The 12,190-nt window shown below is 60.8% G+C and carries 12 protein-coding genes and 3 tRNA genes; 14 read left to right on the forward strand and 1 reads right to left on the reverse strand.

Annotated elements, in window-relative coordinates; genetic code table 11:
- Nucleotides 1-56: 56 nt before the first annotated feature.
- Nucleotides 57-716: a M24 family metallopeptidase gene (locus ACM6IO_RS12645; protein ID WP_414911599.1), complete on the reverse strand. Its 660-nt coding sequence runs from the start codon at nucleotides 714-716 to the stop codon at nucleotides 57-59.
- A gap of 190 nt (nucleotides 717-906) precedes the next feature.
- On the opposite strand from ACM6IO_RS12645, the gene truA reads away from it, so the two are divergent.
- The 14 genes from truA (at nucleotide 907) to ACM6IO_RS12715 (ending at nucleotide 12,147) form a co-directional block, all read left to right on the forward strand.
- Nucleotides 907-1,731 (forward strand): tRNA pseudouridine(38-40) synthase TruA, encoded by an 825-nt coding sequence (gene truA / locus ACM6IO_RS12650; RefSeq protein ID WP_032828713.1) that lies wholly within the window; start codon nucleotides 907-909, stop codon nucleotides 1,729-1,731.
- A gap of 63 nt (nucleotides 1,732-1,794) precedes the next feature.
- Nucleotides 1,795-2,418 (forward strand): phosphoribosylanthranilate isomerase, encoded by a 624-nt coding sequence (locus tag ACM6IO_RS12655; RefSeq protein WP_008037628.1) that lies wholly within the window; start codon nucleotides 1,795-1,797, stop codon nucleotides 2,416-2,418.
- 209 nt (nucleotides 2,419-2,627) lie between these two features.
- A complete protein-coding gene (accD, locus tag ACM6IO_RS12660; RefSeq protein ID WP_008028281.1) occupies nucleotides 2,628-3,548 on the forward strand; it encodes an acetyl-CoA carboxylase, carboxyltransferase subunit beta in 921 nt (306 codons plus the stop codon).
- Nucleotides 3,545-4,852, forward strand: a complete 1,308-nt coding sequence (folC, locus tag ACM6IO_RS12665) for a bifunctional tetrahydrofolate synthase/dihydrofolate synthase (RefSeq protein ID WP_192226364.1) — start codon at nucleotides 3,545-3,547, stop codon at nucleotides 4,850-4,852. The genes accD and folC overlap by 4 nt, the downstream gene beginning before the upstream one ends.
- On the forward strand, nucleotides 4,836-5,501 hold the full coding sequence (locus tag ACM6IO_RS12670; RefSeq protein ID WP_008037624.1) for an SPOR domain-containing protein: 666 nt from the start codon (nucleotides 4,836-4,838) through the stop codon (nucleotides 5,499-5,501). The genes folC and ACM6IO_RS12670 overlap by 17 nt, the downstream gene beginning before the upstream one ends.
- Before the next feature lie 99 nt (nucleotides 5,502-5,600).
- Nucleotides 5,601-6,161, forward strand: coding sequence for a CvpA family protein (locus ACM6IO_RS12675; RefSeq protein WP_008028275.1), 561 nt, complete (start codon nucleotides 5,601-5,603; stop codon nucleotides 6,159-6,161).
- Nucleotides 6,162-6,202: 41 nt separating this feature from the next.
- Nucleotides 6,203-7,708, forward strand: a complete 1,506-nt coding sequence (purF, locus tag ACM6IO_RS12680; protein WP_007935163.1) for an amidophosphoribosyltransferase — start codon at nucleotides 6,203-6,205, stop codon at nucleotides 7,706-7,708.
- 132 nt (nucleotides 7,709-7,840) lie between these two features.
- Nucleotides 7,841-9,052 carry an O-succinylhomoserine sulfhydrylase gene (locus ACM6IO_RS12685; protein WP_414911568.1) on the forward strand — a complete coding sequence of 404 codons (1,212 nt, stop codon included), beginning with the start codon at nucleotides 7,841-7,843 and terminating at the stop codon, nucleotides 9,050-9,052.
- Entirely contained in the window at nucleotides 9,049-9,825 is a 777-nt protein-coding gene (locus tag ACM6IO_RS12690) for an SDR family oxidoreductase (protein WP_414911569.1), read from the forward strand. Before ACM6IO_RS12685 ends, ACM6IO_RS12690 begins: the two co-directional genes overlap by 4 nt.
- A 234-nt stretch (nucleotides 9,826-10,059) precedes the next feature.
- Nucleotides 10,060-10,135: transfer RNA gene (locus tag ACM6IO_RS12695), tRNA-Val, on the forward strand.
- A gap of 54 nt (nucleotides 10,136-10,189) precedes the next feature.
- Nucleotides 10,190-10,266 (forward strand) — tRNA-Asp (locus ACM6IO_RS12700).
- A 102-nt stretch (nucleotides 10,267-10,368) separates the two neighbouring features.
- Nucleotides 10,369-10,445, forward strand: a tRNA-Asp gene (locus ACM6IO_RS12705).
- Nucleotides 10,446-10,693: 248 nt separating this feature from the next.
- Nucleotides 10,694-11,203 carry a sigma-70 family RNA polymerase sigma factor gene (locus ACM6IO_RS12710; protein WP_414911570.1) on the forward strand — a complete coding sequence of 170 codons (510 nt, stop codon included), beginning with the start codon at nucleotides 10,694-10,696 and terminating at the stop codon, nucleotides 11,201-11,203.
- The gene (locus ACM6IO_RS12715) at nucleotides 11,200-12,147 is read left to right on the forward strand and encodes a FecR domain-containing protein (protein ID WP_192226368.1); all 948 of its coding nucleotides are present in this window, start codon (nucleotides 11,200-11,202) and stop codon (nucleotides 12,145-12,147) included. The genes ACM6IO_RS12710 and ACM6IO_RS12715 overlap by 4 nt, the downstream gene beginning before the upstream one ends.
- Nucleotides 12,148-12,190: the final 43 nt, after the last annotated feature.

A 12,190-nucleotide genomic window follows, 5' to 3' on the forward strand; every position in this document is an offset into this window, starting at 1 on the left:
CCTCCTGGAGTCCACACCTCCTGTAGGAGCGAGGCTTGCCCGCGAAGCTTTTTGGTTCAGGCCAGCAAATCCTCATAAAACGCACCAAACGGCCGGGTAGGGTGGGCGATCTGGATTTCCAGAATCCATAACCCCACATTCGGACATTCCTCGAAATTCCCCAGATCTCCGGCACGATAAATCGCATGGGGGAAATCACTGACCCGGTGCCCCTTGATTTCCAGGTTCAGCTTCCAGCCCATCGCCGTCGCCTGTTCGTCGGCGTAGCGATACAGCTCGGGACCGGCCACCTGCCGGGTGCGCCAGTAATCGTGAACCTGATCGAACAAAGTCTTCGCGGCCGCCGCGCAGGCCTTCATCTCGGAATCGTCGCCGACGACGAACGTTGCGCCGGAGTCGCCTTCATGGCGATCCCAGACCACGCCGAGGTCGATAAAGAAAATGTCGTTCTCGGCCAGTACCGGATCGCCTTCGGAGCGTTGCTTGAAGGTTTTCAGAGTGTTTTCGCCAAAGCGGATCTTTGACGGGTGCCAGATGCGGTCCATCCCGAGTTCGTTCAATACGTCGAGGCTCATGGCCAGCGCCTCGGATTCACGCATGCCGGGTTTGATGCGTGGGGCCATTTCGTCGATCGCTTCCCACGTCTTGCGTTTGGCGTGCAGCATGCCTTCCAGGCTGTACGCCAGGCCGACGGCTTCTTTGAGAGGTGCATTCATCATCAGGTCTCGGTGGTGTACTGTTTTTTTCGTTGTGTAGTTATCTATATAGCGAAGTTTGTGTGGACACTGCAACGGCACAAACGACACACGCCTCTGGCGTCCCGGTCCGGCGGCCTTATAATGCCCGCCTTTGCGTAGATCAGCAGGCTGTCACTCCTTGGCAAATATAGATAACCCGGCCGCCGAAATGGCGGCCGACGGCTTTTTCCGCATCGCGTTGGGCGTTGAATACAAAGGCTCTCGCTATCGCGGCTGGCAGCGTCAGGCCTCCGGCGTGCTCACGGTGCAGGAAACCCTGGAAAACGCCTTGTCCAAGGTTGCCGACTCACCCGTGTCGCTGCTGTGCGCCGGGCGCACGGACGCCGGCGTGCATGCCTGCGGGCAGGTGGTGCATTTCGACACGCAGGTCGAGCGGTCGATGAAAGCCTGGGTCATGGGTGCCAACATCAACTTGCCCCACGACGTCAGCGTCAGTTGGGCCAAGGTCATGCCGGCGCATTTTCATGCACGGTTCAAGGCCATCGCCCGGCGCTATCGCTACGTGATCTACAACGATCAGATCCGCCCGGCGCACCTGAACGAAGAAATTACCTGGAATCACCGTCCGCTCGACGTCGAGCGCATGGCTGAGGCTGCGCAATACCTGGTCGGCACCCACGATTTCAGCGCTTTTCGCGCTGGCCAGTGCCAGGCCAAATCGCCGGTCAAAGAGCTGCATCACCTGCGCGTCACGCGTCACGGCAAGATGATCGTGCTGGATATCCGCGCCAGCGCCTTCCTGCACCACATGGTGCGTAACATTGCCGGTGTATTGATGACCATCGGCGCCGGCGAGCGTCCGGTGGAGTGGATGAAGGAAGTGCTGGAGAGCCGCATTCGCCGTTCCGGCGGGGTGACGGCGCATCCATTCGGCCTGTATCTGGTGCAGGTCGAGTACCGCGACGAGTTCGAATTGCCTGAACGTTACATTGGCCCACACTTCCTGACCGGTTTCACCGAACTTGACGGCTGACGCCCTCGAACGCATTTGTTACCATCCGGGACTTTCTCGGATTTACCCTGAGGTTTTATCGACATGTCAGCCGTTCGCAGCAAGATTTGCGGGATTACCCGCATAGAAGATGCGTTGGCGGCGGTCGAGGCCGGGGCTGATGCCATCGGGTTTGTGTTTTACGCCAAGAGCCCGCGGGCCGTGACGTTCCAGCAGGCCCGCGACATCATCAAGGCGCTGCCGCCGTTCGTGACGACCGTGGGTTTGTTCGTCAACGCCAGCCGTTGCGAGTTGGGAGAGTTGCTCGACGCCGTGCCGCTGGACCTGTTGCAGTTCCATGGCGACGAAACCGCTGCCGACTGTGAAGGCTGGCATCGGCCGTACATCAAGGCGCTGCGGGTCAAGGCCGGCGACGACATTGCGGCGGCATGCAATGCGTTTCCAAGTGCCAGCGGTATCCTGCTCGACGCCTACGTTGAAGGTGTACCTGGCGGAACCGGCGAAGCGTTCGACTGGTCCCTGATACCACAAGGCTTGAGCAAGCCGATCATCCTGGCGGGCGGTTTGACGCCGGACAACGTCGGTGAAGCGATTGCCCGGGTTCGGCCTTACGCCGTGGACGTCAGTGGTGGAGTAGAGGCGAGCAAGGGCATCAAGGATCACGCAAAGATTCAGGCATTCATTAACGCAGTACGCAGCAGCAAGTAGTTGATGTGACGGCTGGCAGACTGCCGCCGTCCCAAAATGCACTGCGCTGCACAAAGCAGGCACGGCTGAGGATTGATGGGTTGTACGCAGGTCACGCTTCACTGACCCGGCCACCCACCGATCATCGCCACACACATGAATTTAGCTCAAGGGCATACGCGGGGCTGCGAACCAGAGCGTTCGGGCCGCCGGTACTGGAGAAAGAAAGCATGAGCAACTGGTTAGTAGACAAACTGATCCCTTCGATCATGCGTTCCGAGGTCAAGAAGAGCTCGGTGCCTGAAGGTCTGTGGCACAAATGCCCGTCTTGCGAGGCTGTGCTGTATCGTCCGGAGCTGGAAAAGACCCTGGATGTTTGCCCGAAGTGCAACCACCACATGCGTATCGGCGCCCGCGCCCGTATCGACATTTTCCTCGACGCCGAAGGCCGCAGCGAGCTGGGTGCGGACCTGGAGCCAGTCGACCGTCTGAAATTCCGTGACGGCAAGAAGTACAAGGACCGCCTGACCGCTGCGCAAAAGCAGACTGGCGAGAAAGACGCGCTGATCTCCATGAGCGGCACCCTGCTGGGCATGCCGGTGGTGGTTTCGGCCTTCGAATTCTCCTTCATGGGCGGTTCCATGGGTGCAATCGTCGGTGAGCGCTTCGTACGCGCCGCCAACTACGCCCTGGAAAACAAATGCCCGATGATCTGCTTCGCCGCTTCCGGTGGTGCGCGGATGCAGGAAGCCCTGATTTCCCTGATGCAAATGGCCAAGACCTCTGCGGTACTGGCGCGTCTGCGTGAAGAAGGCATTCCGTTCATCTCCGTGCTGACCGATCCGGTCTACGGCGGCGTCTCCGCCAGCCTGGCGATGCTTGGCGACGTGATCGTCGGCGAGCCGAAAGCCCTGATCGGCTTCGCCGGTCCACGCGTGATCGAGCAAACCGTTCGTGAAAAACTGCCGGAAGGCTTCCAGCGCAGCGAATTCCTGCTGGAGCACGGTGCGATCGACATGATCATTCACCGTCAGGAACTGCGTCCGCGCCTGGGTAACCTGCTGGCGCAACTGACCGGCAAGCCGACGCCGAAATTCGTCGCTGCGCCAATCGAGCCGATCGTCGTTCCGCCGGTGCCTGCAAACATATGACCCAACGCACCCTTGGCGAGTGGCTCGCCTACCTTGAGCAGTTGCACCCTTCGGCCATCGACATGGGCCTTGAGCGCTCGCAACAGGTAGCGTCCCGCATGGGGCTGGGCAAGCCGGCGCCTCGGGTGATCACGGTCACCGGCACCAACGGCAAGGGCTCCACCTGCGCATTCGTGGCTTCATTGCTGCGGGCGCAGGGTCTGAAGGTTGGTGTCTACAATTCTCCGCACCTGCTGCGTTACAACGAGCGGGTGCAGGTCAACGGCGTCGAAGCGACGGATGCCGAGCTGTGCGAAGCCTTTGCTGCGGTGGAGGCGGGGCGTGGCGAAACTTCCCTGACTTACTTCGAAATGGGCACCCTGGCGGCGTTCTGGCTGTTTCAACGGTCAGCGCTGGATGCTGTGGTGCTGGAAGTCGGTCTGGGCGGGCGGCTGGACACGGTCAACGTGGTGGATGCCGACATGGCGCTGGTGACCAGCATCGGCGTGGATCACGCGGATTATCTGGGCGACACCCGTGAGTCAGTGGCCTATGAAAAGGCCGGCATCTTCCGCCAGGGCGCGCCTGCGCTCTGTGGCGACCTGAATCCTCCTCAACCTCTGCTGGACAAGGCGCGCGAGCTGGCTTGCCCGTTTTTCCTGCGGGGACGCGATTTTGACCTTGGTGTCACCGATCACAACTGGCAATGGCGCGGTCTTGACGCTCAAGGGCGTGTAGTCGAGTTGCATGATCTGCCGTTGCTCGATCTGCCGATGGAAAACGCCGCGCTGGCGTTGCAGGCGTACCTGTTGCTTGGTTTGCCCTGGGTCGATGCGCAGATTATTGATGCGCTGAAAGCCACGCGGGTGGTCGGTCGCCTCGACCGCCGCCAGTTCGACTGGCAGGGCAAGCGTCTGAACCTGTTGCTGGATGTGGGGCATAACCCTCACGCCGCCGAATACCTGGCCCGTCGTTTGGCGAGCCGACCGCCGGCCGGCAAGCGTCTGGCGGTGTTTGGATTGCTGGCGGACAAGGATCTGGATGGTGTTGTCGGCGAATTGAATGCTAGTGTCCAGCACTGGGCTGTTGCGCCGCTGGATTCGCCGCGGGCACGACCGGTCGCCGATTTGCACGGGGTGCTGTACAACCTCGGTGCTTCAGTCGCGTCCTATGACAGCGTGGCCGCCGCCCTGGAAGGGCAGTGTGCGCTGGCGACGAGCGACGACGAAATTCTGTTGTTCGGATCATTTTATTGTGTTGCCGAGGCCCTTGAATGGCTGGCCCGGCGCTCCACGGAGGAAGCGGCAAATGGCATTGCTGGATAAGGCTTACAAACAGCGCATGGTCGGCGCCCTGGTGCTGGTGGCGCTGGCGGTGATTTTCCTGCCGATGCTGTTTTCCCGTCAGGATGAGCAGCGTCAGGTGACGGTCGAAGCGCCAGCCGCCCCGCAAGCGCCTTCGGTGCCGCAGGTGCAGGTTGAGCCGGTGGCGGTGCCTGAGCCGCAAGTCTTGCCGCAGGAGCCTGTGCCGAGTGATGACGACATCGCGCAGCAGGAAGAGCCCGTAATGCCGATCGCGCCGACTGCACCCGTCGCGCCTGCGCCTGCCGCAAAACCGGTAACGCCGCCTCCGGCACCGGCTCCGGTCAACAAACCGACGACTGCGCCGAGCCAGCCGATTACCGCCGCACCGGGTAAGCCGGATACTACTCAAAGCCGCGTCGACGCCAATGGCCTGTCGGTCAGCTGGTCGGTGCAACTGGCCAGCCTGTCGAGCCGTGCCAGCGCAGAAAACCTGCAAAAAACCCTGCGCAGCCAAGGCTACAACGCCTACATTCGCACGGCTGACGGCAAGAATCGGGTGTTCGTAGGGCCGTTGATCGAGCGTGCGGAAGCCGATCGTCTGCGCGACTTGTTGAACCGCCAGCAGAACCTCAAGGGTTTTGTGGTGCGCTTCCAGCCTGAGCGCGGTTGAAAACTATCGACCCGATTTGAAATGCACTGACAATCGCAGCTTACCGATAAGCATGGGCTCTGCTAAAATGCGCCGCCTTATCCGTCTGTAGGCTGCACTGTGCCATTTACCTGGGTTGACTGGGCGATCGTTGCAATCGTCGCCATCTCCGCATTGATCAGTCTGAGCCGCGGCTTCGTCAAAGAAGCATTATCGCTGGTGACCTGGATCATCGCAGGAGTCGTCGCCTGGATGTTCGGTGGTGCATTGTCCGAATACCTCGCCGGATACATCGAAACGCCATCGGCACGTGTGATCACGGGCTGCGCAATAATGTTTGTCGCCACGCTGATCGTAGGCGCAATGATCAATTATCTTATCGGCGAATTGGTTCGCGTCACCGGGTTGTCCGGGACCGATCGATTCCTCGGCATGGCCTTCGGCGCCGCGCGTGGCGTGTTGCTGGTGGTCGTGGCGGTCGGGCTGTTGAGCCTGGGTCCGGTACAGCAGGACGGGTGGTGGCAACAGTCGCAACTCGTGCCAAAATTTCTATTGGTCGCAGACTGGTCCAAAAACCTGATTCTCGGGTGGAGCAGTCAGTGGCTTGCCAGCGGTATCAGCGTACCCGCTGAAATACCGTTCAAGGAGCACCTCTTGCCGACGGCCAAAACGCCTCAGTGAGTTGTGTTCAGTTCAGATCCATTAAGTAGGGGTTGCGTCGCATGTGTGGCATCGTCGGTATCGTCGGTAAGTCGAACGTCAATCAGGCGCTGTATGACGCGCTAACCGTCCTCCAGCACCGCGGCCAGGACGCTGCCGGTATCGTGACCAGCCATGACGGCCGGTTATTCCTGCGCAAGGACAATGGCCTGGTGCGTGACGTGTTCCATCAGCGTCACATGCAGCGTCTGGTCGGTCACATGGGCATTGGCCATGTGCGTTACCCGACCGCGGGCAGCTCGACCTCGGCCGAAGCTCAACCGTTCTACGTCAACTCGCCTTACGGCATCACCCTGGCGCACAACGGTAACCTGACCAACGTTGAACAGCTGGCCAAGGAGATTTACGAATCTGACCTGCGCCACGTCAACACCAATTCCGATTCGGAAGTGCTGCTCAACGTGTTCGCGCACGAACTGGCCCAGCGTGGCAAGTTGCAGCCTACCGAAGAAGACGTGTTCGCTGCCGTCACTGACGTGCACAACCGTTGCGTCGGTGGTTACGCTGTCGTGGCGATGGTGACCGGTTACGGCATCGTCGGTTTCCGCGATCCGCACGGCATCCGTCCGATCGTTTTCGGTCAGCGTCACACCGACGAAGGCGTCGAGTACATGATCGCCTCCGAAAGCGTGTCCCTGGACGTGCTCGGTTTCACCCTGATCCGCGACCTGGCACCGGGCGAAGCGGTCTACATCACTGAAGACGGCAAGCTGCACACCCGTCAGTGCGCGACCAACCCGTCCCTGACTCCGTGCATCTTCGAACACGTCTACCTGGCGCGTCCGGACTCGATCATCGACGGTGTCTCGGTTTATAAGGCCCGTCTGCGCATGGGTGAGAAGCTCGCCGAGAAGATCCTGCGCGAGCGTCCGGATCACGACATCGACGTGGTCATCCCGATTCCGGACACCAGCCGTACCGCTGCTCTGGAGCTGGCGAACCACCTGGGCGTCAAGTTCCGCGAAGGCTTCGTGAAGAACCGCTATATCGGCCGGACCTTCATCATGCCGGGCCAGGCCGCACGGAAAAAATCCGTACGCCAGAAGCTCAACGCCATCGAACTGGAATTCCGCGGCAAGAACGTGATGCTGGTGGATGACTCGATCGTTCGCGGCACCACTTGCAAGCAAATCATCCAGATGGCCCGCGAAGCTGGCGCCAAAAACGTCTACTTCTGCTCCGCGGCACCGGCCGTTCGCTACCCGAACGTCTACGGCATCGACATGCCGAGCGCCCACGAGCTGATCGCCCATAACCGTTCGACCCAGGACGTCGCGGATCTGATCGGCGCAGACTGGCTGATCTATCAGGACTTGCCTGACTTGATCGAAGCGGTCGGTGGCGGCAAGATCAAGATCGACAAGTTCGATTGCGCGGTGTTCGACGGCCAGTACGTGACCGGCGACGTCGACGAGGCTTACCTGAACAAGATCGAGCAGGCACGCAACGATGCCTCCAAGGTCAAGACGCAGGCAGTCAGCGCGATCATTGATCTGTACAACAACTGAGTAAACGCGCGGCCTGTAGGAGCGAGGCTTGCCCGCGAAGCTTTTGGTGTTCCCAAAGGCCCCTTCGCGGGCAAGCCATGCTCCTACAGGCCGTTTTTGTATCTATTAGCGAGTAGGGCAAGGAGTGACAGCATGAGTCAGGATTGGGATGCCGGTCGGCTGGACAGCGACCTCGAAGGCGTAGCGTTCGATACCCTGGCCGTACGCGCCGGTCAGCACCGCACGCCGGAAGGCGAACACGGTGATCCGATGTTCTTCACTTCCAGCTATGTATTCCGTACCGCCGCCGACGCGGCCGCACGTTTTGCCGGGGAAGTGCCGGGCAACGTTTACTCTCGCTACACCAACCCGACCGTGCGCGCGTTCGAAGAGCGCATTGCCGCGCTGGAAAGCGCCGAGCAAGCCGTGGCCACCGCCACTGGCATGGCCGCCATCATGGCGGTGGTGATGAGCCTGTGCAGCGCCGGCGATCATGTGCTGGTCTCGCGCAGCGTGTTCGGTTCGACCATCAGCCTGTTCGAGAAGTACTTCAAGCGCTTCGGCATCGAAGTCGATTACGTGCCTCTGGCGGACCTGTCCGGCTGGGACGCGGCGATCAAGGCCAGCACCAAATTGCTGTTCGTCGAGTCGCCGTCCAATCCGCTGGCCGAGCTGGTGGACATCGCCGAACTGGCGAAAATCGCTCACGCCAAAGGCGCGATGCTGGTGGTCGACAACTGCTTCTGCACGCCTGCGCTGCAGCAGCCGCTGAAAATGGGCGCGGACATCGTCGTGCACTCGGCGACCAAGTTCATCGACGGCCAGGGCCGTTGCATGGGCGGTGTAGTGGCCGGTCGCAGCGAGCAGATGAAAGAAGTGGTCGGCTTCCTGCGTACCGCCGGGCCAACCTTGAGCCCGTTCAACGCGTGGATCTTCCTCAAAGGCCTGGAAACCCTGAACCTGCGCATGAAGGCGCACTGTGCCAACGCGCAGCAACTGGCCGAGTGGCTGGAGCAGCAGGACGGTATCGAGAAAGTCCATTACGCCGGCCTGAAAAGCCATCCGCAGCACGCGTTGGCGCAGCGTCAGCAGAAAGGTTTCGGCGCCGTGGTGAGTTTCGAGGTCAAGGGCGGCAAAGAGGGCGCGTGGCGCTTTATCGATGCAACCCGATTGATTTCGATCACCGCCAACCTTGGCGATAGCAAGACCACCATCACCCACCCGAGCACCACCTCCCACGGCCGTCTGGCGCCGCAAGAGCGTGAAGCTGCGGGCATTCGTGACAGCCTGATCCGCATTGCGGTCGGTCTGGAAGACGTGGCCGACCTGCAGGCTGATCTGGCGCGCGGGTTGGCTGCCTTGTGATCGAGTTGTCCACGCCGACTACCAGTTCCAATGGCCGCGTCGCACTGGTGACCGGTGCTGCGCGGGGCATTGGTCTGGGGATTGCGGCCTGGCTGATCAGTGAAGGCTGGCAGGTGGTGCTGACGGACCTGGATCGGGTGCGTGGTTCGAAGGTGGCGAAGGTGCTGGGCGACAACGCCTGGTTCATCGCCATGGACGTCTCGAACGAAGGGCAGGTGGCGTTGGGTGTCGCCGAAGTGCTGGGGCAGTTCGGGCGTCTGGATGCGCTGGTGTGCAACGCGGCAGTGGCCGATCCGCACAACATCACCCTGGAAAGCCTCGATCTGGCTTACTGGAATCGGGTACTGGCGGTAAACCTCAGCGGGCCGATGCTGTTGGCCAAGCACTGTGCGCCGTACCTGCGTGCTCACAGCGGTGCGATCGTCAACCTGGCCTCGACCCGCGCCGGGCAGTCAGAACCCGACACGGAGGCCTATGCGGCGAGCAAGGGCGGTCTGCTGGCCTTGACTCACGCCTTGGCGATCAGCCTCGGGCCGGAAATTCGCGTCAACGCCGTCAGCCCTGGCTGGATCGATGCGCGAGACCCTGGGGTGCGGCGTGCCGAACCCCTCACCGAATCTGACCATGCGCAGCATCCGGCGGGCCGGGTAGGGACGGTCGAGGACGTGGCGGCGATGGTTGCCTGGCTGTTGTCGAAGAATGCGGGTTTCGTCACGGGCCAGGAGTTTGTGGTCGATGGCGGCATGACCAAGAAGATGATTTACAGCGAATAGCAGTGCGGAGGCGGTCTTCTGCATTGATGCCGAATGTGCCGGCCTCTTCGCGAGCAGGCTCGCTCCCACATTAAAAGCGCGGTCCACTGTGGGAGCGAGCCTGCTCGCGAAGCGGTCTGACGGCCGCGCACATCCCCAGGGATGACACGATTTTGTCTTTTTCAGAAAAACTTCAATCCTGCTATTGACTTAGCTTCGTTAGGTGCGTAAATTTCGCGGCCTCAGAGAAGCAAAGGGTGATTAGCTCAGCTGGGAGAGCGTCTGCCTTACAAGCAGAATGTCGGCGGTTCGATCCCGTCATCACCCACCACTTCTTGAGACTCTTGCGAAAGCAGGAGGGAAGCTGAAAAGCCTCCACCGACGCGCAGCGGTAGTTCAGTCGGTTAGAATACCGGCCTGTCACGCCGGGGGTCGCGGGTTCGAGTCCCGTCCGCTGCGCCATATTTTCCGAGTCAGGTTTATCCCTGATTTGAGATTGAAAGAGAGATTGAAAAGTCTCGGAGCTTCAATCAGACGAGTTAGGACGCAAGTCCAAAGCGATACGCAGCGGTAGTTCAGTCGGTTAGAATACCGGCCTGTCACGCCGGGGGTCGCGGGTTCGAGTCCCGTCCGCTGCGCCATATCTGCCTCAAGGCCCACTGAACGCCTTGGAGCTACGAAGAAGCCTCTGGTGATCTTCGAGTCGATAGCAAAGACCCTGGTCGAAAGACCGGGGTTTTTTGTGTCTGAAATTTGGCTTTTATGCCACTTCACGCTTACCCATATGACCTTTCTGCACGTCCGTTGCATAAAGGACTTCCTTCGTAGCTCTGACATTAATTAGAATCACTCTCATTTACGATAACTCCTTGGCACAGGGCTTCTTGAGATGAGTGATGCAGCGATGCCGAAGGAGCAAACCCTTCACGACCTGTACCGCGATCACCGTGCCTGGCTGGAAGGCTGGTTGAGAAGGCGCATGGGCAACGGCTGTGATGCGGCGGATTTGAGTCAGGATACGTTCCTGCGTGTGCTCGCCAGCTCTCAGCGCATCGCTGACTTGCAAGAGCCCCGTGCCTATCTGCTGACCGTCGGCAAACGCCTGCTGAGCAATTTCTACCAGCGTCGCAGCCTTGAGCAAGCCTATCTGGCTGCGTTGGCGTCGATGCCTGAAGACTGTGCGCCATCACCCGAACAGCGCTGGTTGCTGCTGGAAACCCTGCAAGCACTGGATGAGCTGCTCGACGGACTGCCAAGGGCGGTGCGCCGGGCGTTTCTCTGGAGTCAGCTCGAAGGCTTGAACTACCAGCAAATCGCCGAGCGCCTGCGGGTGTCGGAGCGCACGATCAAACGTTACATGGCGCAAGCCTACGAGCATTGCCTGTTGGTGGAACTGTGAACAGTCAGTCTTCTTCCGATCCCCGTCAGGCCGTCCGGGCTGCCGCGCAATGGCTTGCGTTGCTCGAGTCTGGTGGCGCCAATGAGCAGGACCGCGCGAACTTGCAGCGTTGGCGCGACACCTGCGCCAGTCACGAGCAGGCCTGGCAGAAGGCCCAGGCCTTGCGTCAGCGTTTCGCCGATCTGCCGTCGGCGCTGGCGCTGAGCAGCCTGGACCGTCCTGATCCGGGCCGACGCGCAGTGCTGAAGCGCGCATTGGGCGCCGTGGCGTTGGTGCCGACGGCTTGGCTGATCAGTCGACAATTGCCTCTGGACGTCTGGCGTGCCGACCTGCACACCGCCACTGGCGAGCGCAAAAAGGTGCAGCTCGCCGATGGCAGTTCCTTGCAGCTCAATACCGCCAGTGCCGTCGATGTGGATGTGCAGAACCGCCGCGTGAAGCTGATAGAAGGCGAGCTGTCGCTGAAGGTGCCGGGCACTGCGCCGCTGACGATCCAGACGAAGTTCGGCAACGTTATCCTCAGCCAGAGCGAAGTCTGCGTGCGCCAGGAGGCATGGGGCTGTCGGGTGTCGGTGTTCAACGGTAGCGTGCAGTTGCAGCCCCTGCATGGGGCGGCACTGGCATTGCGCGAGGGGCAGCAGGTCAGCCTTGAAGCGGCGGGTGTCGGCGCGATCACGCCATTCGATGCGCTTGCACCAGGTTGGCGTGAAGGCGTGCTGATGGCGAAGAACCAGCCGCTGGGGGATTTCCTGCGCGAACTCGGCACTTACCGACCGGGCGTTCTGCGCTGGGAGCCTGAACTGGAAAGCCTGCGTGTCACCGGCAGTTTCCGTCTCGACGACACGGATCGCGTCCTCGCGCTGCTTGCGGCCAGTCTGCCGCTGGAGGTGCATTCCCGAACCCGCTACTGGGTCACGTTGCTGCCGCGCAAAAATAGTGTGTAAAGCCTGTCCCCTTTTTTCGACTCGCTTGTCATTCAAGGCATGT

The organism is Pseudomonas sp. IT-P44, from assembly GCF_949768225.1.
GTDB classification, from domain to species: Bacteria; Pseudomonadota; Gammaproteobacteria; order Pseudomonadales; family Pseudomonadaceae; genus Aquipseudomonas; species Aquipseudomonas migulae.

Coding starts and splice junctions, on each gene's coding strand:
- ACM6IO_RS12645 (WP_414911599.1), bottom strand. CDS start 716: ATGAATGCACCTCTCAAAGAAGCCGTCGGCCTGGCGTACAGCCTGGAA.
- truA (WP_032828713.1), top strand. CDS start 907: ATGGCGGCCGACGGCTTTTTCCGCATCGCGTTGGGCGTTGAATACAAA.
- ACM6IO_RS12655 (WP_008037628.1), top strand. CDS start 1,795: ATGTCAGCCGTTCGCAGCAAGATTTGCGGGATTACCCGCATAGAAGAT.
- accD (WP_008028281.1), top strand. CDS start 2,628: ATGAGCAACTGGTTAGTAGACAAACTGATCCCTTCGATCATGCGTTCC.
- folC (WP_192226364.1), top strand. CDS start 3,545: ATGACCCAACGCACCCTTGGCGAGTGGCTCGCCTACCTTGAGCAGTTG.
- ACM6IO_RS12670 (WP_008037624.1), top strand. CDS start 4,836: ATGGCATTGCTGGATAAGGCTTACAAACAGCGCATGGTCGGCGCCCTG.
- purF (WP_007935163.1), top strand. CDS start 6,203: ATGTGTGGCATCGTCGGTATCGTCGGTAAGTCGAACGTCAATCAGGCG.
- ACM6IO_RS12685 (WP_414911568.1), top strand. CDS start 7,841: ATGAGTCAGGATTGGGATGCCGGTCGGCTGGACAGCGACCTCGAAGGC.
- ACM6IO_RS12710 (WP_414911570.1), top strand. CDS start 10,694: ATGAGTGATGCAGCGATGCCGAAGGAGCAAACCCTTCACGACCTGTAC.